The sequence below is a fragment of the Actinomadura sp. B10D3 genome (genome assembly GCF_039871695.1).
GTDB lineage: Bacteria > Actinomycetota > Actinomycetes > Streptosporangiales > Streptosporangiaceae > Spirillospora > Spirillospora madurae.
This window is the reverse complement of sequence record NZ_JBDPLY010000032.1, coordinates 83,764-110,141: the sequence shown is the minus strand read 5'-3', so window position 1 is coordinate 110,141 and position 26,378 is coordinate 83,764. Positions and strand designations below refer to the sequence as shown.

Below are 26,378 nucleotides of genomic sequence, written 5' to 3'. Positions count from 1 at the left end.
GAGCCCACATGCGCGTTCACCACCTCGACTGCGCCCCCATGCGGGAGATCGAACCGGCGGACGGGCCGCAGAGCCCGCTCCGGCCGGCACGGGCCGCCGGCCATGTGCTGCTGGTCGAGACCGACGCGGCCGGGCTGGTGCTCGTGGACGCCGGCATCGGCCTCGGCGACATCGAGCGCCCGTCCGAGCGGCTACTGGACGACTGGGTGGAGATGGCGGGGCCGACGCTCGACCCCGCCGCGACGGCCGTCCGGCAGGTCGAGGGCCTCGGGTTCCCGGCCTCCGACGTGCGGCACATCGTCCCGACGCACCTGCACCGCGACCACGCGGGCGGGCTGAGCGACTTCCCGGACGCGGCCGTGCACCTGTTCGAGGCGGAGCGGGCGGACGGCGGCAAGACCCCGGCACAGCTCGCCCACGGCCCGAAGTGGGTCGTCTACGAGGACGGCGAGGGCGAGACCTGGCACGGGTTCGACGGCGTGCGGGCCCTGGAGGGCGTGCCGGAGGACATCCTGCTGATCCCGCTCGGCGGGCACACTCCGGGCCACGCCGGGGTCGCGGTCCGGGACGGCGACCGGTGGCTGCTGCACGCGGGCGACGCGTACATGTACCACGGGGAGGTGGACCGCCCCGAGCCGGTCACGCACCCGCTGATGGAGCTCGTGCAGGCCGGCGGCGAGGTCGACCGGGAGCTGCGGCTCGCGAACGTGGCCCGGCTGCGGGAGCTGGCGCGCGGCGGCGAGGTCGAGGTGTTCTGCGCCCACGACCCCTGGGAGCTGATGCGCTACCGCTGAGAGAGGCGGTGCGCCAGTGCGGTGTGGCGGCGGCCGGCCCCGGCGGTGCGGACGGCGGCGGCCAGCGCGCGGCGCGACCCGACGAGGACGACGAGCTTCTTCGCTCGGGTGATGCCCGTGTAGAGCAGGTTGCGGCGCAGCATCATCCACGCCCCGGTCGTCAGCGGGACGACGACCGCCGGGTACTCGCTGCCCTGCGACCGGTGGATCGTGATCGCGTAGGCGTGGGCGAGTTCGTCCAGCTCGTCGAAGGCGTAGTCGATGCTCTCGTCCTCGTCGGTCAGGACGGTGAGCGACTGCTCTTCGAGGGAGACGGACGTGACCACGCCGACAGTGCCGTTGAAGACGCCCGCCTCGCCCTTGTCGTAGTTGTTGCGGAGCTGGGTGACCTTGTCGCCGACGCGGAACACGCGCCCGCCGTAGCGGCGTTCGGGGCGGGCGTCGTCGTGCGGGGTCAGCGCCTCCTGGAGCATCGTGTTCAGCGTCCCCGCCCCGGCCGCGCCCCGGTGCATGGGCGTGAGGACCTGGACGTCGCGGCGCGGGTCGAGACCGAACTTGCGCGGGATGCGGTTGGCGACGACGTCCACGGTCATCTCGGCGGCCTCGTCCTGCTCCTCGCACGGGAACAGGAAGAAGTCGTCGTAGCCGCGGGTGTGCGGGTGGTCGCCGGAGTTGACGCGGTGCGCGTTGACGACGATCCCGGACCGCTGCGCCTGCCGGAAGATCTTCGTGAGCCGCACCCGCGGGATCGCCTCGGCGCCGAGCAGGTCGGCCAGCACCTCGCCCGCGCCGACGGACGGGAGCTGGTCGACGTCCCCGACGAGCAGCAGGTGCGCGCCGCGCGGGATCGCCTTCACCAGCTTGTTGGCGAGGATCAGGTCGACCATGGAACTCTCGTCCACGACGACCAGGTCGGCGTCCAGCGGGCTGTCCTGGTCGAACTTCGGGTCGCCCCCGGGCTGGAGCTGGAGGAGCCGGTGGACGGTCGCCGCCTCGTGCCCGGTCAGCTCGGCGAGCCGCTTGGCGGCGCGGCCGGTCGGCGCCACCAGGACGATCTTGGCCTTCTTCGCCGCGGCGAGCTCCACCACCGACCGGACGGTGAAGCTCTTGCCGCAGCCCGGCCCGCCGGTCAGCACCGCGACCTTGGAGGTCAGCGCGAGCTTGACGGCCTCCTCCTGCTCGGGCGCGAGGGCCTGGCCGGTGCGCTGCCTCAGCCACGGGAGCGCCCTGTCCCAGTCGACGTCCGCGAACGCCTTCAGCCGGTCGGTCGGCGCGTCCAGCAGGTCCAGCAGCCCGCGGGCGAGGGACCGCTCGGCCCGGTGGAACGGCACCAGGTAGACCGCCGGGATCGTCGCGGCGTCCTCCCCGCCGCCGGGGATCGGCTCGCGGACGACGCCCTCGTCGCGGGCCAGCTCGTCCAGCGCCGGGACGATCAGCTCGCGCGGCACGCCGAGGATCTTCTCGGCCGCCGTGACCAGGTTCGGCTCGGGCAGGAAGCAGTGCCCGTCGTCGGCCGCCTCGGACAGCGTGTACTGCAGGCCCGCCTTGATCCGCTCCGGGCTGTCGTGCGGGATGCCGACCGCCTGCGCGATCGTGTCGGCGGTCTTGAACCCGATGCCCCACACGTCCGACGCGAGCTGGTACGGCCGCCTGCGGACGGTGTCGATCGACTCGTCCCCGTACTTCTTGTAGATGCGGACGGCGAGGGAGGTGGAGACGCCGACGCCCTGGAGGAAGACCATGACCTCCTTGATGGCCTTCTGCTCCTCCCACGCGTCCGCGATCCGCCGGGTGCGCTTCGGGCCGAGGCCGGGGACCTCGACGAGGCGCTCCGGCTCCTCCTCGATGATCCGCAGGATGTCGGTGCCGAAGTGCCCGACCATCCGGTCGGCCATCACCGGGCCGATCCCCTTGATCATCCCGGAGCCGAGGTAGCGGCGGATGCCCTGGATCGTCGCCGGCAGGACGGTCGTGTAGGAGTCCACCTCGAACTGCTTGCCGTACTTCGGATGCGAGCGCCACCGCCCGACCAGGCGCAGGCTCTCCCCCACCTGGGCGCCGAGCAGCGCGCCGACGACCGTGAGCAGGTCGCTCCCGCTCTTGGCGGTCGCCACGCGGGCGACGGTGTAGCCGGTCTCCTCGTTGGCGTAGGTGATCCGCTCAAGGACCGCCTCGAGCTCCGCCGGACGCGGCGTGGCGGTGGGGGTCGCGGGGGTCGGCACGTCAACCATGATGGCCGATCCACCGGGCGGGCTGGCCGGATCCGGCGAACGTTCTGGATCTTCCGGTGATCGCGGCGTACGGTCCGGGCGCACCCGTACGTGCACCCGCAATGCGTACCGGAGGTATCGCTGGTGTTCCGCTCCCGAGCCCAGGCGCTGGCGGCGCTCGGCGCCCCTGCCGTGTCCCTCGCCCTCACGCTCACCGCGCTGCCGCGGCACGTGAAAGTGGAGATGACGGCGCCGCAGCGGCGGTCCCTGCCGGTCAAGGAGAAGAAGCGTCCCTGGCAGAAGCACTACGACGACGTGATCCCCGGGCACAACGGCATGTCGCCGTCGGGGAACGTCCGCGGCGAGGTCGTCTACGCCAACTACGGCCGCCCCGAGGACTTCGCGCTGCTCGCCGAGAAGGGCGTCTCCGTGAAGGGCAAGATCGTCCTCGTCCGGTACGGGGCGGTGTTCCGCGGGATCAAGCCGCGCGAGGCCGCCAAGCGGGGGCCAAGGGCGTGCTGATCTACTCCGACCCGGCCGACGACGGGTTCGCCCGGGGGCCGGTGTACCCGGACGGGCCGTGGCGCGCCGCGGACGGCATCCAGCGCGGGAGCGTCGCGCAGATCCAGCTCAAGGCCGGGGACCCGCAGACGCCCGGCCGGCCGTCGGTGAAGGGCGCGCGCCGGATCCCGCCGTCGCAGGCCCCGATGCTCAAGGGGCTCGTCCCGACGACGCCGATCTCCTACGGCGCGGCCGAACCGCTCCTGCGCGCGCTGAACGGCGACCAGGTGCCGGAGGAGTGGCAGGGCGGCCTGCCGTTCGCGTACCGGTTCGGCCCCGGCGGGACGAAGGTGCACCTGGACCTGAAGAACACGTTCCAGGTCCGCCCGCTGTGGGACGTCACCGTGCGCATCCCCGGCAGCGAGCATCCCGAGCAGGAGGTCATCCTCGGGGCGCACCATGACGCGTGGACGTCCGTCGTCGTTGACGTCTCGCGCGACATCGAGCAGGCCAAGGCCTGGCAGCGCGCGGCCGAGGCCCTGCAGGCGCGTGCGGACGCCGCGCTCCGGAAGGGCGACACGGCCGCGTTCCGCCGCCTCAACGACAAGATCATGCAGACCGAGCGGGACCTGCTGACCGGGGCGGGGCTGCCGGGCCGTCCCTGGTACCGGCCCCAGGTCTACGCGCCCGGCATCGACACCGGATACGCCACCCAGCGGCTTCCCGCACTGAACGACGCACTCTTCGTCGACCGCAACGTCCGTTCCGCCAAGGCGTACGAGGCCCGCCTGTTCGGGAGCCTCCGCGCCGCGACCCGCACCCTCGCACCGGAGGAGTAACCATGAAGAGAATCCTGGCGATCACGGCGTCGGCCGTGGTCGGCTCCGCCCTGGCGGTCTCCGCCGTCCCGGCGGGCGCCTCGCCCTCTCACCAGCGGCCGGGCATCTCCAAGGAGCCGTTCGGCGCCCTGGAGGACGGCACGAAGGTCGACCGCTACACCCTCACCAGCGGGCGAGGCGTCCGGGTGCGCATCATCACCTACGGCGGCATCGTCCAGACCCTCGAGACACCGGACCGGCACGGGCGGCGCGCCAACGTCGTCCTCGGCTTCCCGACGCTGAAGGACTACGTCGACCTGAACGGCGGTCCCTACTTCGGCGCCATCATCGGGCGGTACGCCAACCGCATCGCCAAGGGCCGCTTCACGCTGGACGGCACCACCTACCAGCTCGCCCTCAACAACGGCGAGAACAGCCTGCACGGCGGCCCCGAGGGCTTCCACACCAAGGTCTGGGACGCGCAACCGATCAAGGACCGCGACAGCGTCGGCCTCCGCCTGGAGTACACCAGCGCGGACGGCGAGGAGAACTACCCCGGCACGCTCAAGACCACCGTCACCTACACGCTGACGACCGACGACCAGTTGCGGGTCAACTACCACGCGACCACCGACAAGGCCACCATCGTCAACCTGACCAACCACTCGTACTTCAACCTCGCCGGGGAGGGCACGGGCACCATCTACGACCACCGGCTGACGCTCAACGCGTCCCGCTTCACGCCGGTCGACCAGACGCTGATCCCGACCGGCGAGCTCGCCCCGGTGAAGGGCACCCCGTTCGACTTCACCCGGCCGCACGCGATCGGCGAGCGCATCCGCGTCAACGACCCGCAGCTGCTCATCGGGCAGGGGTACGACCACAACTTCGTGCTCGACCAGCGGCGGGCCGGCGCGCTCACCGAGGCCGCGCGGGTCATCGAGCCGCGCTCCGGGCGCGTCCTGAAGATCAGCACGACCGAGCCGGGCATGCAGTTCTACTCCGGCAACTTCCTCGACGGGACCTTCGCCGGGACGAGCGGCCGCATCTACCGGCAGGGCGACGGGTTCGCGCTGGAGACCCAGCACTTCCCCGACTCCCCGAACCAGCCGGACTTCCCGTCCACCGTCCTGCGGCCGGGCGAGACGTTCGACTCCACCACCGTCTACGGGTTCTCCGCCGCCCGCTGAGCGGGCGTCACGCCGGCCGACACCTCCAGCACGCCCGTCTCGGTGACCAGCGCGGTCACGAGGCGGGCGGGCGTGACGTCGAAGGCCGGGTTGTGCGCGCCCACGCCGTCCGGGGCGGTCCTCGCGCCGCCCCAGGACAGGATCTCCGCGGCGGGACGCTCCTCGATCGGGATGCCGGCGCCGTCCGGGACCGCGAGGTCGACGGTGCTCCAGGGCGCGGCGACGACCATCGGGATCCCGGCGGCGTGGCACGCCAGCGCCACGCCCACCGAGCCGATCTTGTTGGCGGTGTCGCCGTTGGCGGCGATCCGGTCGGCGCCGATGACCGCCACGTCCGCGAGGCCGCGCAGGATCGTGCTCGGCGCGGCGCCGTCCGCCTGGACGGCGCACGGGATGCCCGCCCGGTCGAGCTCCCACGCGGTGAGCCGCGCGCCCTGCAGGAGGGGCCGTGTCTCGTCGGCGTAGACCATCTCGACGCGTCCCCGGGCGTGCAGCTCGCGGACGACGCCGAGCGCCGTTCCCCACCCGGCCGTGGCGAGGGCGCCGGCGTTGCAGTGCGTGAGGATCCGCAGGGGCCGGTCGCCCGCCCGCGCGAGGATCCAGTCGGCGCCGAACGCCCCGATGGCGCGGTTGCCGCGCACGTCCTCGTCCAGGAGCGCCTGCGCCTCGGCCGCCACCGCGTCGGCGCCCTTCGCGACGTACGGGCGGACGCGGTCGACACCGGCCGCGAGGTTCACCGCCGTCGGGCGCGCCTGCCGGACCCGGGCGATCGCGGCGTCGCGCCCGGCGTCGTCCCAGCCCTCCCTGGCGGCCTGCCGGACGGCGATGGCGACGCCGAACGCGCCCGCCACCCCGAGGGCGGGGGCACCGCGCACGACCAGCCGCCGGATCGCGTCCACGAGCGCGGCGACGTCGTCCACGACGACATGCTCCACCCGGCCGGGCAGCACGGTCTGGTCCAGGAGCCGCAGCCCCTCGCCCGTCCACTCGACGGTCCGCGCGTCGTTCTCCATACCGCCCATCATGCCCAAAATCCCGTGAAGCCCGACGCCACCGGGCTTCCCACCTCCCTCGACTCCGCGCCGTGACCTGCGGCAACTTGACACGGATCGAACTCTTGTTCGAAATTGGTCAGGAGCGGGCGAGAGGAGGGACCACCGTGCCGGAGGCGGCCCTGCGGGACCTGGCGACGGCCCTGGAAAGCATCGCCCTGGAAGGCGCCGAGCCGGGTCCGGAGGCGGCGGTGCCCGTGCTGCCCGCCCTGCGGACCGTGGTCCCCGGAGGCGGGCTGCGGCCCGGCTCCATCGTCGGCCTCGGCGGCCCCGGCGCCGGGTCCCTCGGCCTCGCCCTCGTCGCGGGCGTGTCCCGGCACGGCGGCGAGGACGGCACCGGCGGCTGGTGCGGCGTGGTCGGCCTCCCCGGCTTCGGCGTGGCCGCCGCGGCCGGCATGGGCGCCGCCCCCGAGCGGCTGCTGCTCGTCGACGACCCCGGCGACCGCTGGCCGGACGTCGTGGCCGCGCTGGCCGAGGCCGTCGAGCTGGTCCTGCTGTGCCCGCCGGAGCGCCCGGGCGCCGCCGCGGTCCGCCGGCTGTCGGCGCTGGCCCGCAAGCACGGCAGCGTCCTCACGCTGACCGGCCCGTTCGCCGGCGACTGGCCCGGCGTCCGGCTGCGGTTCCGGCTGGAGGACGCGGCCTGGGAGGGGCTCGCCGGCGGCCACGGGCGGCTGACCGGCCGCCGCGTCGAGGTCGTCGCCGAGGGCCGCGACGCGCCCGGGCGCGGACGCCGCGCCCGCCTCTGGCTCCCCGCGCCGGACGGCACCGTCCGGACGGACGAGACGGCGCGGCCGCCGCTGGAGCTCGTCCCGGGCACCGTCGCGGCGGGGGCCCCGGTGCACGCACCGCGCCCGGTCCTCCCCCGCGCCCACGCGCCCGCAGGGGAGGGGGTCGCATGACTCGGGTGCTGGTGGTGTGGTGCCCGGACTGGCCGGTCACCGCGGTCGGGATCGACGCGGCGACCCCGGGCGCCGCGGTGGTGCAGGGCCAGGTGGCGGCCTGCACGGCCGCGGCGCGGGCCGAGGGCGTGCGGCGCGGGCAGCGGCTCCGGGACGCGCAGCGCCGCTGCCCGGAGCTGGTGGTGCGCGACCGGGACACGGGCGCCGAGGGGCGGCTGTTCGAGGCCGTGGTGGAGGCGGTCGCCGAGCTGACGCCGCGCGTGGAGGTGGTGCGCCCGGGGCTGTGCGCCATCGCGGTGCGCGGGCCCGCCCGGTTCTACGGGGGCGAGGAGGCGCTGCGCGTCCTGGTGCAGGACACGGTGGTGGAAGCCGGCTTCGACTGCGGGACAGGCGTCGCGGACGGGCTGTTCGCGGCCGAGCTGGCGGCCCGTGCCGGGCAGGGCGGCGTGGTCGTCCCGGAGGGCGGCGCGGCGGCGTTCCTCGCGCCGTACCCGCCCGCCGTCCTCGACCGGCCCGACCTGGCCGACCTGCTCCGGCGCCTCGGCATCCGGACGCTCGGCGACTTCGCCGCGCTGCCGTCCGGGCACGTCGCCGGGCGGTTCGGCGCGGACGGGGCGCTCGCGCACCGGCTGGCGCGCGGCGAGGAACCGCGCCCGCTCGCGCCGGTCGAGGGCGCCGCGGACCTGTCGGTGCGCGCCGGGTTCGACCCGCCCGCCGAGCAGGCGGAGCGGGTGGTGTTCGCGGCGAAGCGGCTCGCGGGCGAGCTGCACGAGGGGCTCGCGGCTGGCGGGCTGGCGTGCGTCCGGCTGGAGGTCGCGGTCGGGTTCGCCGGCGGGCACGTCCTGCGGCGGCTGTGGCGGCACGACGGCCTGTCGGCGCTCGCCGTCGCCGAGCGCGTGCGCTGGCAGCTCTCCGCCCACGACCCGGCGGGGACGGGCGGCGGCGCCGACGCCGTCTGGGGCGGCGTGACCTGGATCGAGCTGGCTCCCGACCAGCTCGTCCCCGACGAGGGGCGGCAGGAGGGGCTGTGGGGCCGCACCGCCGTCACCGACCGGATCGCGCGGGCCGCCGACCGCGTCCAGGCCCTCCTCGGCCACCACGGGATCACGCGGCCGGTGCTGGTGGGCGGGCGCGGGCCGGGCGAGCGGGTCGTCCGGGTGCCGGTCGGCGACCTGGCCCCCGCCGCGCCGCCGGAGGGCCCGTGGCCCGGCCGGGTGTCCGGCCCGGCGCCGGCGGTCGTCCCGCCGGAGCCGTCCCCCGCCGAACTGGTCGACGCGTCCGGGACGGCGGTCGTGGTGTCGGCGCGGTGCGAGGTGTCCGCGCCGCCCGCGGTGCTCGCGGTCCGGGGGCGGCCCGCCGCGGTCACCGGCTGGACGGGCCCGTGGCCCGCGGACGAGCGCTGGTGGGACCCCGCCGCCGCGCGGCGCCGGGCGCGGTTCCAGGTCACCACCGAGGACGGCGCCGCCTACCTGCTCGCCGTCGAGGGCGGGCGCTGGCACGTCGAGGCCGTCTATGACTAGCGGGCACTGATGGGGTGGCACAATCCGCCCGTTCCGTGGCGGGAGGTCGAGCAGCGGCTGTCGTGGCGGTCCGCCGAGCGGTCTCCGGAGGACGCGGAGGACCGCCCCCCGCCAGAAAGCGCGCGGGGTCCGGAGCCGCTGCCGGAGGCGCCCGCCGCGCCGCGCCGGGCAGGCGCGGACGTGCCGTGGGCTGAACTGCACGTCCACTCGTCGTTCAGCTTCCTGGACGGGGCGAGCGACCCCGGCTCGCTGGTCGCCGAGGCCGCGCGGCTCGGCGTGGAGGCGATGGCGATCACCGACCACGACGGCATGTACGGCGCCGTGCAGTTCGCGCAGGCCGCGGGCGAGGCCGGCATCGGGACGGTGTTCGGCGCGGAGCTGAGCCTCGGCCTGCCGGGGCCGCAGACCGGCGAGCCCGACCCGGCGGGGCGGCACCTGCTCGTCCTCGCCCGGGGCGCGCCCGGATACGCGCGGCTCTGCTCGGCGATCACGGCGGCGCAGCTCGCGGGCGGGCGCAAGGGCCGTCCCGTGTACGACCTGGACGCGCTGGCCGGGGCCCACGACGGCCACTGGGCGGTGCTGACCGGGTGCCGCAAGGGCCCGGTCCCGGCGGCGCTGGAGGCGGGCGGGCCGGACGCGGCGGAGCGGGAGCTGCGCGACCTCGTCGGCAGGTTCGGCCGCGGCAACGTGTTCGTCGAGCTGATCGACCACGACCAGCCCGACGACGACCTGCGCAACGAGGCCCTGGTCGAGCTGGCGCGGCGCGCCCGGGTGGACGTGGTCGCGTCCAACAACGTGCACCACGCGGCGCCCGGGGCCGACGCGCGGCTGGCGCAGGCGCTGGCGGCCGTCCGGGCCCGGCGCAGCCTGGACGAGATGGCGGGCTGGCTCCCCGCGAACGGGACCGCGCACGTCCGCGGCGGCGCCGAGATGGCGAGGCGGCTGGCGCGGTTCCCCGGCGTCCGGGAGCGGACGGTCGCGCTGGCGCGCGAGTGCCTGTTCGGCTTCGAGGTGGTCGCGCCGCGGCTGCCCGACTGGCCCGTCCCGGACGGGCACACCGAGGCGAGCTGGCTGCGGCACCTGGTGAAGGAGGGCGCGCGGCAGCGGTACGGGCCGCCCGAGCGGGAGCGGATCTCCGGCGCCCACGAGCAGATCGCCAAGGAGCTCGACGTCATCGAGCAGCTCGGCTTCCCCGGCTACTTCCTGATCGTCCACGACATCGTGGAGTTCTGCCGGAGCAGGGGGATCCTGTGCCAGGGGCGCGGGTCGGCGGCCAACTCGGCGGTCTGCTACGCGCTCGGCATCACCGGTGTGGACGCCGTCCGGCACGGGCTGCTGTTCGAGCGGTTCCTGTCGCCCGGCCGGGACGGCCCGCCCGACATCGACCTGGACATCGAGCACCGGCGGCGCGAGGAGGCCATCCAGTACGTCTACCGGAAGTACGGGCGGGAGTGCACGGCACAGGTCGCGAACGTCATCAGCTACCGGCCGCGGATGGCCGTGCGGGACGCGGCGCGCGCGCTCGGCTTCTCCCCCGGCCAGCAGGACGCCTGGTCCAAGGGCATCGACCCGCGCGACCCGGTCGGCGCGGAGAACGACGTCCCGGCGCCGGTGACGGAGCTGGCGGGCCGGATGCTCACGCTGCCCCGCCACCTCGGCATCCACTCCGGCGGCATGGTCATCGCGGACCGGCCCGTCGGTGAGATCTGCCCGATCGAGTGGGCGACGATGGCGGACCGCAGCGTCCTGCAGTGGGACAAGGACGACTGCGCGGCGGCCGGCCTCGTCAAGTTCGACCTGCTCGGCCTCGGCATGCTCGCGGCGCTGCACGACTGCTTCGACCTGGTGGCGCGGCACCACGGGCGCCGGTACGACCTCCAGTCGGTCCCGGCCGAGGACCCCGAGGTGTACGACATGCTGTGCGACGCCGACACGGTCGGGGTGTTCCAGGTCGAGTCGCGGGCGCAGATGGCGACGCTGCCGCGGCTGCGGCCCCGCGAGTTCTACGACCTGGTGGTGGAGGTCGCGCTGATCCGGCCGGGGCCGATCCAGGGCGGGTCCGTCCACCCGTACCTGCGGCGGCGCAAGGGCCTGGAGCCCGCCGACTGCCCGCATCCGCTGATGGAGCCGGCCCTGTCGCGCACGCTCGGCGTCCCGCTGTTCCAGGAGCAGATGATGCAGCTCGCCGTCGACTGCGCGGGCTTCACCCCGGCCGAGTCCGACCAGCTGCGGCAGGCGATGGGCGCCAAGCGCGCCCCCGAACGGGTCGAGCGGCTGAGGCGGCGGCTGCTGGACGGGATGGCCGAGCGCGGCATCCCGCCCGAGATCGCCGAGAGCGTGTACGAGAAGATCCTCGGCTTCACCGGGTTCGGGTTCCCCGAGTCGCACGCGCAGAGCTTCGCCCACCTGGTGTACGCGAGCGCCTGGCTGAAGCGGCACTACCCCGCCGCGTTCACGGCCGCCCTGGTGCGGAACCAGCCGATGGGGTTCTACAGCCCGCACAGCCTCCTGAACGACGCGCGCCGGCACGGTGTCGTGGTCAGGAGCGCGGACATCAACGCCAGCGACGTCCATCCGACGCTGGAGGAGCCCGTCGAGGTGAGGTCCGGCCACCCGCACGCGCCCGCCGCGGCGCAGCCCGCGATCCGGCTCGGGTTCGCGGGCATCCGCAACCTGGGCGACGAGACCGCGGAGGCCGTCGCGGCCGGGCGCCCCTACACGGGCATGGAGGACCTCGCCCGGCGCGTGCCGCTGTCGGCCGGCGCCCTGGAGGCCCTCGCCACCGCGGGCGCGTTCGACGGGTTCGGCCTGTCGCGGCGCGAGGCGCTGTGGGCGGCCGGCGCCCTCGCCGGCTCGGGGCCGGGGAGCCTCGAAGGCGTCGCTCCGGGCGCGTCCGCCCCCGCCCTGCCGCCGATGACGCCCATCGAGGAGACCCTCGCCGACCTGTGGGCGACGGGCGTCTCCCATACCCACCCCGTCGCCCACGTCCGGGAGGCGCTGGACGAGCTGGGCGCCCTCTCCGCCGCGCGGCTCGCCGGGACGCCGGGCGACACCAACGTCGTCGTCGCCGGCCTCGTCACCCACCGGCAGCGCCCGCCGACCGCCGGGGGCATCGTCTTCATGACCCTGGAGGACGAGACCGGCATCATCAACGTGGTGTGCCCGCCGCAGGTGTTCCAGCGGTACCGCGGCCTCGCCGTCGACTCGCAGGCGCTGCTGGTCGGAGGGCGGCTGGAGCGCGCCGACGGCGTCGCCAACGTCCGCGCCACCCGGCTCAGGAGGCTCCCCGTCCCCGGCCGTGTCAAGGCCCGCGACTTCCACTGATCCGAGATCGGAGGGCGGACGCTAGAACCTGGACGCGTCCTCTGACATCGTATGGAACGTCGGGGCCGCGTGCCGCCGTGGGGCGGCCCGCCAGGACGTGGCTCCGTGGGGTTGAAAGGTGATCTCTCCATGGACGCGACCTCCCTGCGTGAGCTGCGTCCGGACGACCCCACGCGGATCGGCCGGTACCGGATCGAGGCCAAGATCGGCGAGGGCGGGATGGGGGCCGTCTACCTCGGCCGCGACCCGGACGAGCGGCCCGTCGCGGTGAAGGTGGTCCGGGCGGAGCTGGCGGGCGACAGGACGTTCCTCGCCCGGTTCCACGACGAGGCCGCCAACGCCCAGCGGGTGGCGTCCTTCTGCACCGCGCAGGTCCTGGAGCACGGCGAGGACCTCGGCCTCGCGTACATGGTCACCGAGTACATCGACGGGCCGTCGCTGCTCCAGCACGTCAGCGACAAGGGCGCGCTGTCGCCGGGCATGCTGCACGGGGTGGCCGTCGGGGTGGCCGCCGCGCTCGTCGCCATCCACAGCGCGGGCCTGGTGCACCGCGACCTCAAGCCGAGCAACGTGCTGCTGTCCATCTCCGGGCCCCGCGTGATCGACTTCGGGATCGCCCGCGCGCTGGACATGGCCTCGTCCCACACCCGCACCGGCCAGGTCGTCGGGACGCCCGGCTGGATAGCGCCCGAGCAGATCACGACCCAGCAGGTCACCCCGGCGGTGGACGTGTTCGCGTGGGGCTGCCTGGTCGCGTTCGCCGCCAGCGGCCGCAACCCGTTCGGGCAGGGGTCGTTCCAGCTCCTGGCGGCGCGGGCCGTGCACGCCGACCCCGAGATCGACGACCTGCCGGCGCCGCTGGCCGGGCTCGTCCAGGCGGCGCTGCGCAAGGACCCCGCGCAGCGGCCGAGCGCCCGCGACCTGCTGCTCGCCCTCGTCGGCGGTGCCGGTGAGGCCGCCGTGACGACCGAGCTGGGCGAGGCGTGGACGTCCCCGCCCGCCGGCGACCCGGGCGCCACCTCCCGGGACGTCCCTGCCCCCTCCCCCGCCCCCGCCCCGCCGCCCGAGCCCGCTCCGTCACCGGCGGCACCGACCGCGCAGTCTCCGTCCCCGCCGGTCCCGGCGCCACCTGTTCCGTCGCCTGGACCGGTCACGACCGCACCGGAGCCGGTAGCGGAGCCGGAGCCGGAGCCGCCGACCGAGCCCGCGTACGAGCGGCGCACCGACCCGCCCACCGAGCGCCAGTACGTCGCGCCGGTGGCCCCTCCGGGGCCGCGCCCCGGAGGGAGGGACCGGCCGTCCCGGCGGACCACGCTGATCGCGTCGACCACGGCGGCGGTGCTGACCGCGGCCGCCGTGGCGGGCGCCGTCTACTACCTCAACCGGCCGTCCGGCAACGCGCGGAACACCGGGGCGGAGAGCGCCACGTTCCCGGCCGACCCGATGTTCGTGCGGATCGACACGGCGCCGGGCTGGCCGCGGGAGTGCCACGGCGACATCGGCGTCTACAAGCCGGGCGACCGGTCCGCGACGACGCTCGTCAAGGGCTCGCAGTGCGACATCCTGCCCGAGCGCTCCCCCGACGGGAAGCTCGTCGCGTTCACCCGGCAGCGCCCGCAGAGGGCCGAGGCATGGGTGGTGAACGCGGACGGCAGCGGCGCGCGGAAGGTCACGGACATGGCGCGCGGCACCCGCCTGACCTGGTCGCCGGACGGCACCCGCCTCGCGTACATGGGCGACGAGGACGGCGTCCGGCAGATCTTCACGGTCCCGCTGCGGGGAGGCCCGGCGACCCAGGTCACCACGGACTCCTCGGCGAAGGACGACCCGATGTGGTCGTCCAAGGGCCGGATCGTGTTCTGGAGCAAGCGGGACGGCGACGCGGAGCAGATCTACTCGCTCGACCCGAACGACCCCGGCGGCGCCTGGAAGCGCCTGACCTCGGACGGCGTGCGCGCGGTCGACCCGGAGTGGTCGCCCGACGGGTCGCGGGTCGCCTTCGTGCGCGGCGAGGCGACCGGCAGCGACATCTGGCTGGTGAACGCCGACGGGTCCGGCGCGCACGCCCTGACGTCCGGGGTCGTCCGCGACATGGACCCGGCGTGGTCGCGCGACGGGCGCTGGCTCGCCTACGTGCGCGGCGACGTCACCGAGCCGGTGATCCACGCGATCCGCGCCGGCGGCGAGGACGACCGCGTCGTCTCCCCGGAGGGGAGCACGCTCGGCCACCCCAACTGGTCCTGACCGCGGGGGCCGCGCTACTCGCGGGCGGCGTGGGCGGCCTCCCGGGCGGCGCCCTCGGGCCGGGCCCGCGACAGCGCGCTCGGCCACCACATGTGCCGGCCGAGATCCAGGTTCAGCGCGGTGACCAGCACCGACCGGACGACGAACGTGTCGAGCAGCACCCCGAACGCGACCGTGAAGCCGAGCTCGGCGACGAACACCAGCGGCAGCGAGCCGAGCGCGGCGAACGTCCCCGCGAGGACGGCGCCCGCCGAGGTGATGACCCCGCCGGTCGCGGCGAGCCCGATCAGCGCGCCGCGCCGCGTCCCGTGCCGCTTGGCCTCCTCGTGGACGCGCGTCATCAGGAAGATGTTGTAGTCGGTGCCGAGCGCCACGAGGAACACGAACGCCCACAGCGGGAACGACGGGTCGGCCGATGCGAACCCGAACACGTGGTCGAACACCAGCGCGCTCACGCCGAGCGCCGCCGCGTACGACAGCACGACGGTGGCGACGAGGATCAGCGGCGCGACAACGGCGCGCAGCAGGACCCCGAGGATCGCGAGCACGACGACGAGGACCAGCGGGATGACGGCGTTCTGGTCCCGGTGGGAGGCGTCGTTGATGTCGAGCGTCACCGCCGACGTCCCGCCGACCAGGGCGTCCGCGCCCGGCACGGCGTGCACGGCCGTGCGGGCGCGCTCGACCGCGGTGAAGGCCTGCTCGCTGTCGGGCGCGGCGGCGAGCGTGCCCTCCAGGTACACCCGGCCCTCGATCGGCCGCCCCGGGTCGTTCCCGGCCGGCGCGACCGCGGTCAGGCCGGGGACGGTGCCGAGGGCGGCGGTGACCTCGTCCTGCGTGCCCGCGTTGGTGACGATCTGCACGGGTGACCCGCTCCCGGCCGGGAAGTGGCGGGCGAGCACCTCCTCGCCGGTGACCGAGTCCGGCTTGCCGGTGAACGCGTCCTTGCTGGGCAGCGACCCGGTGTTCAGGCCGAGGATCCCGGTGGCGAGCGCTCCGAGCACCACGGCCGTGACGACCCAGGTGACGCGGGGGCGGACGGCGATGGCCCCGCCGATGCGCGCCCACAGGCCCCGCTCGGACGGCTCCCCCGTCCCGTAGTCCGGGCGGCGGGGCCAGAACATCCAGCGCCCGCCGATGACCAGCAGCGCGGGCAGCAGCGTGACCATCGCGGCGAGCGCCACGACGACGCCGATCGCCATCACCGGCCCCATGCTCTTGGTCGAGTTCAGGACGGCGACGAGCAGGCACAGCATGCCGAGCGCGACCGTAGAGCCGCTCGCGATGATCGCGGGACCGGCGCGGTGCAGAGCGATCGCCATCGCCTCGTGCCGGTCGCGGTGCCGCCGCAGCTCCTCCCGGTAGCGGGCGGTCAGGAGCAGCGCGTAGTCGGTCCCCGCGCCGAAGACCAGCACGGTCAGGATGAACGCGGCCTGCCCGTTGACGGTGAGGCCGGCGTGCGCGGCCAGCAGGTAGATGAGCGCCTGGGCGGCCGCCAGCGCGAAGCCCACGCACAGGATCGGCGCGAGCCACAGGATCGGGCTGCGGTAGGTGATCAGCAGGATCGCGATGACGATGGCGGCGGTGATGAACAGCAGGGTCGAGTCGAACCCTGCGAAGACGTTGCTGAAGTCGCCCGCGTACCCGGCGGGGCCGGTGACGTGCGCCTTCAGGCCGGGGTCGCCGTGCTGGACGATGTCGCGGTAGTCGTCGACGGCGGGGCCGAGGAGGTCCCAGCCCTCGTTGCCGACCTGGACCGTGACGATCGTCTCCAGGGCCGTGCCGTCCTTGGCGGGGATCGGGCCCTGGACGTCCACGGCGAGCCGGCGGGGCGGGTCGGAGCCCTCCGGGTCGCCGGTGACGGCCTGAAGCCGCGGCACGTCCGCCGCGGCCTTCGCCCTGTCCGCGGCGGTGATCGGGGCGCCGTCCCGGTGGTAGACGATCACCGCGGGGAAGGTGTCGGCGGGCGTGAACCGCTCGGACTCCTCGACGACCCGGGTGGCCTCGGCGTTGCTCGGCAGCCACGCCGACGACTCGTTGGTCTGCGCGCCGGTGAGCTTGCCGGCCAGCGGCATCGCGACGACCAGGACGACGATCCAGACGCCCAGCACGACCCACTTGCCCCGCCGCCCGCAGGGCAGGGAGGAGAACCTGTTCGCGCCCGTCATCGAGACCCCCCAGAACCGAAGCCGCCCGCAGTTTCCTCCCTACGCGGCTCCGGGCCGGGGGGTAAAGACAAGGCGCGTCTAGTTATGGCCTAGAGCAGGCCATTTCCGGACAGGCCCCTATCCGACGATCATGTCCAGCCGGCGGAGGATGACGCCCTCGCGCAGCGCCCACGGGCAGACCTCCAGCTCGCCGAGCTCGAACAGGTCCATCGCGGCGTCCGCGACGATCGCGCCGGCGAGCAGCTGCGGGGCGCGCCGCTCCGACACGCCGGGCAGGTCGGCGCGCTCGGAGGCCGGCATCTTCGCCAGCTTCTCGGTCCACTCGGTGAGGGTGTCCCCCGGCAGCACGCGCCGCTGGTACGGGCCCTCGGACGTCGGGACGGCGCCGCCGATCCGGGCGAGCTGCTTGAACGTCTTGGACGTGGCGACCGCGTGGTCGGCGGCGCCGTACCGGGCGACGTCGCCGACCCGGCGCGCGATCTCCGCCCGGACGTGCCGGCGCAGGTTGCGGACCTCGTCCGGGGAGGGCGGGTCCGCGGTGAACCAGTCGCGGGTGAGCCGGCCCGCGCCGAGCGGCAGCGAGAACGCCGCGTCCGGCTCCTCGTCGATGCCGCACGCGATCTCCAGCGAGCCGCCGCCGATGTCCACGACGAGCAGCCGGCCCGACGACCAGCCGAACCAGCGCCGGACGGCGAGGAACGTCAGCCGCGCCTCCTCGTCGCCGGACAGCGCGCGGATGTCGATCCGCTTGTCGTCGCGGATCCGCGCCAGCACGTCGTCGCCGTTCGAGGCGTCGCGGACGGCGGAGGTGGCGAAGGCGACGAGGTCCTCGACGCCCTTGTCCTCCGCGATCTGCAGCGCCTCGTCGACGAAGTCGCGCAGCAGGCGCTCGCCCTCCCCGGACAGCCGGTCGCCGTCCTCCAGGTGCGCGGCGAGCCGCAGCTCCGCCTTGTGGGAGAACGCGGGGAGGGGCCGGGCCCCCTGGTGGGCGTCCACCACCAGGAGATGCACGGTGTTCGAGCCCACGTCCAGCACGCCGAGTCGCATGGTGCGACGCTATCGGACGCCCCCGGCGCGGGCGCCCTCGCGCTGCGGCTATGGTCTCGTGCATGGAGGCGAGCCCGGAGCGACGTTGGCGCGTACCGCCAGGTCACGTGGCGGTGAAGTGCGCCGCGGCGGCGGCCGTCACGGCGCTCGCGGTGCTGTACTCGCACGACCCCCAGTTCCTGCTCCTGGCGGGCGCCGCGGCGATCGGGCTGAACGCGCTCGCGCTGCGCGACCTGGTCGCGCCCGTCCGGCTGGCCGCCGACGGCGACGGCCTCACCGTCGCGGCCGGCTACGCCGGGCGCCGCCGCGCCCGGTGGGACGAGGTGACCGCGATCCGGGTCGACGAGCGCCGCCGGCTCCTGCTGCACACGCGGCTGCTGGAGGTCGAGACCGCGGACGACCTGCACCTGCTGAGCGCGTTCGACCTCGGCGCCGACGTCCACGACGTCGCCGACGAGCTGTACCGGCTCCGCGCCCGCACCGGCCGCTGAGCTACGCGCCGGGCAGCTCGTCCGGCGTCGGGTAGGAGCTCTGGGCCCCCTGCTTGCGGACGGCGGCGGCGCCCGCGCGGGTGGCGTAGGCGGCCGCGTCCGGCAGGGCGTCGCCGCGGGCGAGCCGCAGGCAGAGCGCGGCGGTGAACGCGTCGCCCGCGCCCGTGGTGTCGACGGCCTTCGCCTTCGGCGACGGGACGGCGGTCGTGCCGCCGCCGGCGGCGACCACGACGCCGTCGGCACCGAGCGTGACGACGACCGAGCGCGGCCCGGAGCCCGCGAGCGCGGCCGCCATGCGCGCGGGGTCGCCGTCGCCGCCGAGCAGGAAGGCGGCCTCATGCTCGTTGACGACGAGGGGGTCACAGAGGGCGAGCAGCCCGTCCGGGATCGGCGCGGGCGGCGAGAGGTTGAGGACGACCCGCCCGCCCGCGCGCTCCGCGGCACTGGCGGCGGCCTCCACGGCGGGCAGCGGCACCTCCAGCTGGAACGACACGACCGCCGCGCCGGCGATCATCTCGCGGGCGTCCTCGACGTCGCCGGGGCTCAGCCGGGCGTTGGCGCCGGGCGAGACGATGATGCTGTTGTCACCGTCCGGCCCGATCGTGATCAGCGCGACGCCGGTCGGCGCGTCCGGTGTGGTGACCAGGTGGTCGAGGGCGACGCCGTCCGCGGCGAGCGCGGCGCGCAGCAGGGCGCCGTGCCCGTCGTCGCCGACCCGCCCGACGATCCCGGCCCGGCCGCCGAGCCGGGCCGCCGCGACCGCCTGGTTGGCGCCCTTCCCGCCCGGGTGGGTGGCGAGGTCGGAGCCGAGCACGGTCTCCCCCGGGACCGGCCGGCGGTCAACGTTCACCACCAGGTCCGCGTTGACCGATCCCACCACGACGACGTCCCACATGTGCTTTTCCACACGTCATCGATTACATGCCGCGGGCCGGCGGGCGCAAGCCGTCACTCCGCGCGCAGCTCGGCCAGGTCGACGATCTCGGCGAGGTCGTCGACGGACCGGTAGTAGCCGCGCCCCACGGGAACCCCGTTCCTCGTCACGAGGAACGCGCTCGTGCCCCGCACTCCGGCGAACTCCGCCCACACCCCCAGCCCTCCGATCGCCCTCCGCGTATGAAGTATTACACTTCGTTACATTGAGTATGTCTGCTGTAGGTTCTCCCGGGCTCGGCTCCGCGCACGGAGGACTCCTCCACTGGCCTCACTTTCACGGCTACTCGGCCCGATGCCGTTGACGCATGATGGTGTCGTGGTCGCCCACGATCCCTTGCCTCGTAGAAACCCGGAGACTGTCGTGTTCGAGGCTCGCACGTGGCCGAAGGGCACCTTCCTGAGTCAGCTTTCGGTCCCGGACAGGACGAGGTTGCTCAGGCTGGGCGTGCTGCATTCGCTAGGGCCGCAACGTGCTTTGGTGCGGCAGGGAGATCCTGCGGGCTCGGTCTGGTTATTGATCGACGCACTGGTCAAGGTGAGTGCTCGGGTGGAGAACGGCACAGAGGCGCTGCTGGCGCTCCGGGTGAGCGGCGACATGATCGGAGAAATGGCGGTCCTCGGTGAGACGGTGCGGTCCGCGACCGTCGTCACATGTGGCCGGGCGGTTGTGTGCCAGATCCGAGGTGAGGCGTTCGTCGGCTTCCTCCAACGGCACCCGACCGCGGCGCTCATCCTGAACCAGATGACGATCGATCGGCTCCGCTGGTCCAACCAGCGACGCCTTGATTTCGCTGGTTACGCGGCCGGGCAGTGCCTGGCTCGGGTTCTGCTCGCCCTCGCCGGCCGGCACGGTCGCCCCTGCGACATGGGAGTGGACCTGGGCATCCCCTTGACTCAGGCCGAGTTGGGCGGCCTGGTCGGCGCCAAGGAGGACACGGTGCAGAAGGCGTTGCGCGCACTCACTTCCGACGGGCTGGTGTCGGTCGCCGGACGCCGCCGTGTGGTCATCACCGACCTCGCTCGGCTCACCGAGTTCGCGGATCTGCACTGAACCCGGATTTATCCGGGTTGCCGCGCATGGTCTGGCCCGATGCTCTGGGCACCCGGAACATCGGAGGAAAAGATGGGCGTTCCCGAATACCGTGTTCTGTTCACGGTCGACATCGAAGACTACAGCAGCCGTACTGACGCCGAGCAGCGGACCCTGCAGGCCGCGCTCGGCCGGATCCTGGACGACGCCGCCGACATGGCCCGGCTGAACCGTCGTGAGTGGCAGCGCCAAGACGGAGGTGACGGCGTCTACGTAGTCCTGCCGGCGGGCACTGACACAGGGCCGCTGATGGATGTGTTCGTCCGCGAACTGGACGCGGCACTGGGGTCGTACAACCGGCGGCAAACGGAGGAGACGTTCACCCGTCTCCGGCTCCGCATGGCCGTCCACATCGGTCCGCTCCATCTGGACGGTGCAATGGGGTGGCCTGGCCAGCACGCGGTGCAACCGGCTCGCCTGCGCGACTCCGACCCGCTGCGAGCGGCGATGCGCGAACTCTCCGAGGCGGACTTGGGAATCATCGTCTCCTCCGACATCTACCGTGACTACATCACCCAGGGGCCCGGACATCCCCGTCCGACACTCTTCCGCCCGGTGTGCGTCGCCGTGAAAAAGCAGGTCTATCGCGCCTACCTGTACGTTCCACGGTTCGATCTGGCGACCATCGCCGCGCTCAGTCCCTATGACCCGGAAGACGGGACCGAGGGCGGCGAACCTGGGCCCGCGCTTCCGCCTTCGTCCCCCTACCCACATGGAGACAAGGCGGGGAACCGGGCGGCGAACGTCTCGTATGGGGGAGACGCCTTCAGCGGGGACAAAGTCGCTGGTAACAAGAACATCTATTAGGCGGCCGCGATGTCCGACGACGAGGGAGAGCCCAGGGCGCTGGAGGGCCTTCCGGAGCAGGATCGAAGCCCGTCGGAGCTCAGACGGCTCCAGGAGCAGGTGCGGGAACTCCGGCGGATGTTCAACGACCAGTTCAGACCACCGAACACAGCCCACGGAGGGGACGCGTTCGGCGGAGACAAGGTCACAGGCGACAAGCACATCCACATGGCCGAGGGGAAGGACTCGTGGCAGCTCGCCCCTGTCCCCCCGGAACGCTGGGACGACATCAGGCTGCGGTTCGCCGGTACCGCGTCCAAAGAAGCACTGGTCCACCGCCTCGACAACGAGCCCGTCGCCGTACTGCAAGGACTGCCGGGAACGGGGCGTACGACCACCGCCCTGGCAGCGTTGGCTCACCGATGTCATGAGCTGCGGATGATCCGCTCGACAGAGCCGCCCACCCTGCTAGACAAGGGGAAGCTCAGCCCAGGGCATGGATATATGTACAAGGCGTCCGGGCAGAGCTGGGCCAAGCGCCTCACAGAGGTGGACCTTCTGGGGTGCCGGGAGACGCTCAAGGAGCTCGATGCCCGGATGGTCATCGTGGTGGGTCAGGATTCGGACACGAGCGAGGTGTCGGAGCTCGTCACCGACCATCAGCGGCCAGACCCGAGTGACGTGCTGGCCCGTCAGCTGGGCCACCGGCTTGCCGGAGGACCGCACGACCCCACAGAGATCCTGGGCCGGATTCCAGCCGAACCGACAAGCCCCCGGGACGCCAAGGAATTAGCCGTCAGGCTGGCCGCCGCGCTGCGATCGGGCGGATCGGTCGAGGACGTCTGCAGCGACCGTCCGGACCCATGGCGACATGAGGCGCGCGCCGTGCTCCATCAGGAGGACGACCAGCGGGACCTTGGACGCCGGGCCTTCGTGATCGCGGGGGCCGTGCTGGACGGGCAGCCCACGGTTCAGGTCTGCCGCGCGGCCTACGACCTCGCCGGGCGGCTTTTCGAGGTCGAGAAGCAGAAGGAGGACGCGAAGCTGGGCATGCTTCCCTTCGCGGCCATGCTTGATGACTGGCTCCAGCACGCCCGCGAGCAACGGCCCCACATCGTGCAGGAGGTGGATCGGAGGCTGTCGTTCCGGGCGAAGTTCGCCCCCGCGGTCCTGGACGCGCTCTGGCTCGACTACGTGGTCGCGCACCAAGCGCTGCTCGACTGGCTGTCGCGGTTGGCCCGCGACAACGACCCGCTGGTGCGGCTGAAAGCGGCCCAGACCGTGGGTCGGTTCGCCGCCTACGATTTCGACTTCGTCTACGAGCATTGCATCGCCGGATGGGCCGCCAGCCGTTTCGAGGCGCTGCACATGGCCGCCGCATGGGCGCTGGAGGCGGTCGTCGCCGAATGCCCGCAGCGGCATGACCGTGTAGCAGGCCTTCTCCGAACGTGGTTGCAGCAGGCACGGCCGGAAGAAATCGCCCGGCAGTCGACCGCCGTCCGGCTGCTCGGCACACTGCTTGGCGAGCAGGCCGCCGGACAGGCCATGGAGGCGCTGAAGTCGATCGCCCGCCGCCATCCCGACGCCCTGAACCCTGCCATCCGCGACACCGTGGTGGAGTTGTACGCGAGCGGCTCCACCCGTGTGGTGCTCAGCCATCTGCTCAGCTGGGCGCGATCGGAGTCACGGGAGCTGGGCAGACTCGTGGCCGCGTGCCTGACGAAAGTCGCACAGCTGACGCACGGCGGGCGGCCCCGCATCCTCGCGCAATACGAGGAGGATCCCGCGTTCGTCGGGGAGCTGTGGCGTCAGGTCCTGGTCTCCCAATACTGCGGACAGGATCCTTGGAATGCCCTGCGCGGCTGGGTGAAGGACGGCACTCGCTTCGACGCGCTGCGGGACGACCTCTATACCGAACCGGGGTTACGTCCACGCATGCGGTTCTACGGCCTTCTCTCGAAGGAGTTCATGACATGAGCACGGTTCGCATGAACTGCGGCAACCACGGCCCTGTCGATAGAGTTCCTACCTACCTCAGTCTCGGTACTCGCCTGCGGCGATGGTTACAGCGTTCCGGAGGTGCGTTCCGGGCGGTGCACCATCCGGGTGCCTTTCATCTCGTCGTTCCGGCGAAGGGCGATGGCTACACCTTCTCCGTCACCGTCCATTTCACCTGGTGCGTGACCGGACACGAGTATCCGGAAGTGCTCGCGGCGCGTACCGAAGAGCACCAGTTCATTGTGAAAGAGCGCCTGGCCACACAGGTACGGGCGGTGTCGCGTGACTTCGCCCCGTACGAGGCGGGCGAAGCGGAGGAGCACTTCGACCAGGTGGCCGCGACTCTCTTCGCCGATACCAGGCTGGAGTTCCTCTCGGGAGACCAGACCGACGGTGAAGCGCGCCCCATCGATCACCGGACGATCGTGGCCTTGGACAAACCCGTGCGGGACGTCCAGCGCGAAGCGTGGATTAAGCGGCAGAACGCAGCCAACGAGCATGAACTCGCGCGCCGGCTCGTAATGTATTTCGGTGACCGCCGCCTGTTGTGGCAGCAGTTCCTCAGAAGCGGGCAGAGTGAATGGCTGACCCCGTACGCCGTCGCACTGGCAGAGGCCCCGGACGCGGTGGCCAAGGTCGTCGAGCGGATGGCGAAGGACCGGCGTGTCGAGGCCAAAGAGCTCGCCGATCACGTGGCGGACCAGGTACGGCAGTACGAAGCGCGCGACGCCTTCGACCTGATGATGCAGAACGACCTTGTCCTGCGCCATCTCATGGAGCTGATCGGGGTGCCCGGCATTCCCCCGCCCGCGCCCCCACCCTTCGACGGCCCAGGGGCAAGTCGATGAATTCCGCGGGCGCCGCTGGCCTTCACCTGTTGCCTCCAAAGTGGAGGCCCCGTCCCTCCCTCACACCACCAGATCCTTCCGGGTCACCCCCAGACCCGGGTCCCCTCCAGGACTGGGATCGCCCGGTGGGCCGCCGGCGCGGCCCACCGGGCGTGGGTCACGGTGTGGTGCCACGGAAGGTTCGGGTGCCGGAGCCGACCGTGGCGGGCCGGCCGGCGCAAGCCGTCACTCCGCGCGCAGCTCGGCCAGGTCGACGATCTCGGCGAGGTCGTCGACGGACCGGTAGTAGCCGCGCCCCACGGGAACCCCGTTCCTCGTCACGAGGAACGCGCTCGTGCCCCGCACTCCGGCGAACTCCGCCCACACCCGGTGCGCCCCCGTCAGCCGCACCGCCGTCACCCGCAGCCCGCCCGGTCCCGTCCAGCTCCTCCGATCATCCCCCATATACGGAACGTTACAGAGCATGACTCTCTGCACCTGAAGGGAGGGGTGTTGCCGTGCGACGGCCGATGACCGATCATGACCCGGTGACCGACTCCCCGGACCGGGCCGCCGAGGCACTCGACCCCGGCTCCCCCAACGTGGCCCGGATGTACGACCACTGGCTCGGCGGCAAGGACAACTTCGCCGCCGACCGGGAGGCCGCCGAGCGCGTCGTGGAGATCTCCGGCGGGCGGGTCGTCCGGGGCGTCCGGCTGAACCGCGCCTTCCTCGGCCGGGCGGTGCGGGACGCCGCCGCGGCCGGGATCCGCCAGTTCCTCGACCTCGGATCGGGGCTGCCGACCCGGGAGAACGTGCACGAGGCGGCGGCGCACGCACGCCCGGACGCCCGGGTCGTGTACGTCGACAACGACCCCGTCGTGTGCGCGCACGGCCGCGCCCTCCTCGCGGAGACCGGGAACGTCGGGTTCGTGGCGGCGGACCTGCGGCGGCCGGACGACGTCCTCGGCGATCCCGCGGTCCGCGACCTGATCGACTTCTCCGAGCCGGTCGCGCTGCTGCTGGTGTCGGTCCTGCATTTCGTGGCCGACGAGGACGACCCCGGCGGCGTGGTCGCCCGCTACCGGGACGCGCTGGCGCCCGGCAGCCGGCTGATCCTCTCCCACCTCGCGACGGACGCGTTCCCGGACGAGATGGCGGAGACCGAGAAGGTGTACGAGGGCGCCAGCGCACGCCTCGGCGCTCGCCCCCGTGCCCGGATCCGGGAGTTCTTCGACGGGTTCGAGCTGCTGCACCCGGGCCTCACCGGGCCCTGCGAATGGCTGGCCGGCGGCACCGCGGCCGACGGCGAGCGGTTCGCCGGCCTCGTGGGCGTGGGCGAGCTCCGCTGAGGCCCGGCGCTAGACCATCTCGAAGGTGGCCGGGTCGGGGCCGACGCGGATGGCCTTGTCCAGCTCGCCGATGGCCTTCAGGTCGTCGGGCGACAGCTCGAAGCCGAAGACGTCGATGTTCTCCGCGATCCGGGCGGGCGTCACCGACTTCGGGATGACGATGTTCCCGATCTGCAGGTGCCAGCGGAGCACGACCTGCGCCGGGGTGCGCCCGTGCTCCCGCGCGATCCGGCCGAGCGCCGGATCGTCCAGGAGGCCGTGGCCCTGCCCGAGCGGCGCCCACGCCTCGGTGTGGATGCCGTGGTCGCGGTGGAAGGCGCGCAGCCCGTCCTGCTGGAAGTACGGGTGCAGCTCGATCTGGTTGACCGCCGGCACCGGACCGGCCTCGACGATCTGCTGCAGCGTCTCGATCGTGAAGTTGGAGACGCCGATCGACCGGACGCGCCCGTCCTGCTTCAGCCGCTCCAGCGCGCGCCAGGTCTCCAGGTAGAGGCCCCGGCTCGGCGTCGGCCAGTGGATCAGATACAGGTCCAGATGGTCGAGCCCGAGGCGGGACAGGCTCGCGTCGCAGGCGCGCAGCGCGTTGTCGTAGCCCTGCTCGCTGTTCCACAGCTTGCTGGTGACGAACAGCTCGTCCCGCGGGATGCCCGACGCGCGCAGCGCACGGCCGACGCCCTCCTCGTTCTGGTAGGCGCTCGCCGTGTCGATGCTGCGGTAGCCCTTCTCCAGGGCGGTCGTCACCGCGTGTTCGGCCTCGTCGTTCCCGACCTGGAACACCCCGAAGCCGAGCTGCGGCATCGCGTTGCCGTCGATGAGATCAACGTTCGGTACGGTCACCTGTCCGTCCTCCTTCATGGTGTGCCGGGCGCGATCGTGCCCGCGAAACCGCCCCCCTGAACATCGGCCGGGCCGGGAGAACGGCGGGTCGCCGGGCCAGACAGTCCGGTCGCGCTTGGCGCCGTCCCGAAGTCGAGGGTGACGGACGATCCGGCGCCGCTCAGGCGGGTCGCACGGCCCTTGAGCACGGCGTCCGCGCCGTCGACGGTCCCGCCGGTCCTGAACACCGACACCGGGTGGAGCGTCCGGGACGACGGGGAGAGGTTGTAGCGCTCCCACGGCGCCGCACCGTGC

General features: G+C 73.3%; 22 protein-coding genes. 14 read left to right on the top strand and 8 right to left on the bottom strand.

The genetic code is table 11. The features are described from left to right. The first annotated feature begins 8 nt into the window (after window positions 1–8). Entirely contained in the window at window positions 9–794 is a 786-nt protein-coding gene (locus tag ABGB11_RS34990) for an MBL fold metallo-hydrolase (RefSeq protein ID WP_347639769.1), read from the top strand. On the opposite strand, the gene ABGB11_RS34985 is transcribed toward ABGB11_RS34990, so the two are convergent. Continuing rightward, window positions 785–3,016 (bottom strand): ATP-dependent RecD-like DNA helicase, encoded by a 2,232-nt coding sequence (locus ABGB11_RS34985; RefSeq protein ID WP_347639768.1) that lies wholly within the window; start codon window positions 3,014–3,016, stop codon window positions 785–787. The two genes, ABGB11_RS34990 and ABGB11_RS34985, sit on opposite strands and share 10 nt — an antisense overlap. Before the next feature lie 132 nt (window positions 3,017–3,148). Here ABGB11_RS34985 and ABGB11_RS34980 point away from each other — a divergent pair, with 132 nt between their 5' ends. From ABGB11_RS34980 to ABGB11_RS34970, 3 genes are read left to right on the top strand one after another with little or no spacing between them, the layout of a single operon-like run. Then, window positions 3,149–3,526, top strand: a complete 378-nt coding sequence (locus tag ABGB11_RS34980) for a PA domain-containing protein (RefSeq protein ID WP_347639767.1) — start codon at window positions 3,149–3,151, stop codon at window positions 3,524–3,526. Next, window positions 3,520–4,344 (top strand): transferrin receptor-like dimerization domain-containing protein, encoded by an 825-nt coding sequence (locus ABGB11_RS34975; protein WP_347639766.1) that lies wholly within the window; start codon window positions 3,520–3,522, stop codon window positions 4,342–4,344. The genes ABGB11_RS34980 and ABGB11_RS34975 overlap by 7 nt, the downstream gene beginning before the upstream one ends. Window positions 4,345–4,346: 2 nt before the next feature. Next, window positions 4,347–5,513: an aldose epimerase family protein gene (locus ABGB11_RS34970; protein WP_347639765.1), complete on the top strand. Its 1,167-nt coding sequence runs from the start codon at window positions 4,347–4,349 to the stop codon at window positions 5,511–5,513. On the opposite strand, the gene mtnA is transcribed toward ABGB11_RS34970, so the two are convergent. Continuing rightward, window positions 5,489–6,526, bottom strand: coding sequence for an S-methyl-5-thioribose-1-phosphate isomerase (mtnA, locus tag ABGB11_RS34965; RefSeq protein WP_347639764.1), 1,038 nt, complete (start codon window positions 6,524–6,526; stop codon window positions 5,489–5,491). The two genes, ABGB11_RS34970 and mtnA, sit on opposite strands and share 25 nt — an antisense overlap. 146 nt (window positions 6,527–6,672) lie before the next feature. Between mtnA and ABGB11_RS34960 the strand changes: the two genes are divergently transcribed. The 4 genes from ABGB11_RS34960 to ABGB11_RS34945 all read left to right on the top strand — a co-directional run bounded on the left by ABGB11_RS34960 (window position 6,673) and on the right by ABGB11_RS34945 (window position 14,552). Then, complete coding sequence (locus tag ABGB11_RS34960; protein ID WP_347639763.1) at window positions 6,673–7,464, top strand: hypothetical protein; 792 nt, start codon at window positions 6,673–6,675, stop codon at window positions 7,462–7,464. Continuing rightward, the gene (locus ABGB11_RS34955) at window positions 7,461–8,984 is read left to right on the top strand and encodes a DNA polymerase Y family protein (protein ID WP_347639762.1); all 1,524 of its coding nucleotides are present in this window, start codon (window positions 7,461–7,463) and stop codon (window positions 8,982–8,984) included. The genes ABGB11_RS34960 and ABGB11_RS34955 overlap by 4 nt, the downstream gene beginning before the upstream one ends. Window positions 8,985–8,993: 9 nt before the next feature. Further along, entirely contained in the window at window positions 8,994–12,308 is a 3,315-nt protein-coding gene (locus ABGB11_RS34950) for an error-prone DNA polymerase (RefSeq protein WP_347639761.1), read from the top strand. Between the two features lie 129 nt (window positions 12,309–12,437). Next, the gene (locus tag ABGB11_RS34945; RefSeq protein ID WP_347639760.1) at window positions 12,438–14,552 is read left to right on the top strand and encodes a protein kinase; all 2,115 of its coding nucleotides are present in this window, start codon (window positions 12,438–12,440) and stop codon (window positions 14,550–14,552) included. Between the two features lie 14 nt (window positions 14,553–14,566). On the opposite strand, the gene ABGB11_RS34940 is transcribed toward ABGB11_RS34945, so the two are convergent. Together ABGB11_RS34940 and ABGB11_RS34935 are read right to left on the bottom strand one after the other, a co-directional pair. Further along, window positions 14,567–16,720 (bottom strand): MMPL family transporter, encoded by a 2,154-nt coding sequence (locus tag ABGB11_RS34940; RefSeq protein ID WP_347639759.1) that lies wholly within the window; start codon window positions 16,718–16,720, stop codon window positions 14,567–14,569. Between the two features lie 117 nt (window positions 16,721–16,837). Next, window positions 16,838–17,767 carry a Ppx/GppA phosphatase family protein gene (locus ABGB11_RS34935; protein WP_347639758.1) on the bottom strand — a complete coding sequence of 310 codons (930 nt, stop codon included), beginning with the start codon at window positions 17,765–17,767 and terminating at the stop codon, window positions 16,838–16,840. A 107-nt stretch (window positions 17,768–17,874) separates the two neighbouring features. On the opposite strand from ABGB11_RS34935, the gene ABGB11_RS34930 reads away from it, so the two are divergent. Next, window positions 17,875–18,258 (top strand): PH domain-containing protein, encoded by a 384-nt coding sequence (locus ABGB11_RS34930; protein ID WP_347639757.1) that lies wholly within the window; start codon window positions 17,875–17,877, stop codon window positions 18,256–18,258. A gap of 1 nt (window position 18,259) precedes the next feature. Here ABGB11_RS34930 and ABGB11_RS34925 read toward each other — a convergent pair whose 3' ends face one another. Beyond that, window positions 18,260–19,153, bottom strand: coding sequence for a ribokinase (locus ABGB11_RS34925; protein ID WP_347639756.1), 894 nt, complete (start codon window positions 19,151–19,153; stop codon window positions 18,260–18,262). Window positions 19,154–19,510: 357 nt separating this feature from the next. Between ABGB11_RS34925 and ABGB11_RS34920 the strand changes: the two genes are divergently transcribed. The 4 genes from ABGB11_RS34920 (at window position 19,511) to ABGB11_RS34905 (ending at window position 23,916) form a co-directional block, all read left to right on the top strand. Next, window positions 19,511–20,245 carry a Crp/Fnr family transcriptional regulator gene (locus ABGB11_RS34920; RefSeq protein WP_347639755.1) on the top strand — a complete coding sequence of 245 codons (735 nt, stop codon included), beginning with the start codon at window positions 19,511–19,513 and terminating at the stop codon, window positions 20,243–20,245. 72 nt (window positions 20,246–20,317) lie between these two features. Beyond that, window positions 20,318–21,091, top strand: coding sequence for a hypothetical protein (locus ABGB11_RS34915; protein ID WP_347639754.1), 774 nt, complete (start codon window positions 20,318–20,320; stop codon window positions 21,089–21,091). A 9-nt stretch (window positions 21,092–21,100) separates the two neighbouring features. Then, on the top strand, window positions 21,101–23,047 hold the full coding sequence (locus tag ABGB11_RS34910; protein ID WP_347639753.1) for a hypothetical protein: 1,947 nt from the start codon (window positions 21,101–21,103) through the stop codon (window positions 23,045–23,047). Continuing rightward, window positions 23,044–23,916, top strand: coding sequence for a hypothetical protein (locus tag ABGB11_RS34905; protein ID WP_347639752.1), 873 nt, complete (start codon window positions 23,044–23,046; stop codon window positions 23,914–23,916). Before ABGB11_RS34910 ends, ABGB11_RS34905 begins: the two co-directional genes overlap by 4 nt. Before the next feature lie 225 nt (window positions 23,917–24,141). On the opposite strand, the gene ABGB11_RS34900 is transcribed toward ABGB11_RS34905, so the two are convergent. Beyond that, on the bottom strand, window positions 24,142–24,360 hold the full coding sequence (locus ABGB11_RS34900; RefSeq protein ID WP_347639751.1) for a hypothetical protein: 219 nt from the start codon (window positions 24,358–24,360) through the stop codon (window positions 24,142–24,144). 83 nt (window positions 24,361–24,443) lie between these two features. Between ABGB11_RS34900 and ABGB11_RS34895 the strand changes: the two genes are divergently transcribed. Continuing rightward, window positions 24,444–25,247: an SAM-dependent methyltransferase gene (locus ABGB11_RS34895; RefSeq protein ID WP_347639750.1), complete on the top strand. Its 804-nt coding sequence runs from the start codon at window positions 24,444–24,446 to the stop codon at window positions 25,245–25,247. Between the two features lie 9 nt (window positions 25,248–25,256). On the opposite strand, the gene ABGB11_RS34890 is transcribed toward ABGB11_RS34895, so the two are convergent. Both ABGB11_RS34890 and ABGB11_RS34885 read right to left on the bottom strand, forming a co-directional pair. Continuing rightward, window positions 25,257–26,045, bottom strand: a complete 789-nt coding sequence (locus tag ABGB11_RS34890; RefSeq protein WP_347639779.1) for an aldo/keto reductase — start codon at window positions 26,043–26,045, stop codon at window positions 25,257–25,259. A 53-nt stretch (window positions 26,046–26,098) separates the two neighbouring features. Next, entirely contained in the window at window positions 26,099–26,317 is a 219-nt protein-coding gene (locus tag ABGB11_RS34885) for a hypothetical protein (RefSeq protein WP_347639749.1), read from the bottom strand. Window positions 26,318–26,378 lie beyond the last annotated feature (61 nt).

Bases quoted from the DNA above. Each gene is read 5' to 3' on its own strand.
- ABGB11_RS34910 (WP_347639753.1), top strand. From the start codon at position 21,101: ATGTCCGACGACGAGGGAGAGCCCAGGGCGCTGGAGGGCCTTCCGGAG.
- ABGB11_RS34990 (WP_347639769.1), top strand. From the start codon at position 9: ATGCGCGTTCACCACCTCGACTGCGCCCCCATGCGGGAGATCGAACCG.
- ABGB11_RS34970 (WP_347639765.1), top strand. From the start codon at position 4,347: ATGAAGAGAATCCTGGCGATCACGGCGTCGGCCGTGGTCGGCTCCGCC.
- ABGB11_RS34890 (WP_347639779.1), bottom strand. From the start codon at position 26,045: ATGCCGCAGCTCGGCTTCGGGGTGTTCCAGGTCGGGAACGACGAGGCC.
- ABGB11_RS34950 (WP_347639761.1), top strand. From the start codon at position 8,994: ATGGGGTGGCACAATCCGCCCGTTCCGTGGCGGGAGGTCGAGCAGCGG.
- ABGB11_RS34925 (WP_347639756.1), bottom strand. From the start codon at position 19,153: ATGTGGGACGTCGTCGTGGTGGGATCGGTCAACGCGGACCTGGTGGTG.
- ABGB11_RS34900 (WP_347639751.1), bottom strand. From the start codon at position 24,360: ATGGGGGATGATCGGAGGAGCTGGACGGGACCGGGCGGGCTGCGGGTG.
- ABGB11_RS34940 (WP_347639759.1), bottom strand. From the start codon at position 16,720: ATGACGGGCGCGAACAGGTTCTCCTCCCTGCCCTGCGGGCGGCGGGGC.
- ABGB11_RS34915 (WP_347639754.1), top strand. From the start codon at position 20,318: ATGGGCGTTCCCGAATACCGTGTTCTGTTCACGGTCGACATCGAAGAC.
- ABGB11_RS34945 (WP_347639760.1), top strand. From the start codon at position 12,438: ATGGACGCGACCTCCCTGCGTGAGCTGCGTCCGGACGACCCCACGCGG.
- ABGB11_RS34955 (WP_347639762.1), top strand. From the start codon at position 7,461: ATGACTCGGGTGCTGGTGGTGTGGTGCCCGGACTGGCCGGTCACCGCG.
- mtnA (WP_347639764.1), bottom strand. From the start codon at position 6,526: ATGGAGAACGACGCGCGGACCGTCGAGTGGACGGGCGAGGGGCTGCGG.
- ABGB11_RS34935 (WP_347639758.1), bottom strand. From the start codon at position 17,767: ATGCGACTCGGCGTGCTGGACGTGGGCTCGAACACCGTGCATCTCCTG.
- ABGB11_RS34905 (WP_347639752.1), top strand. From the start codon at position 23,044: ATGAGCACGGTTCGCATGAACTGCGGCAACCACGGCCCTGTCGATAGA.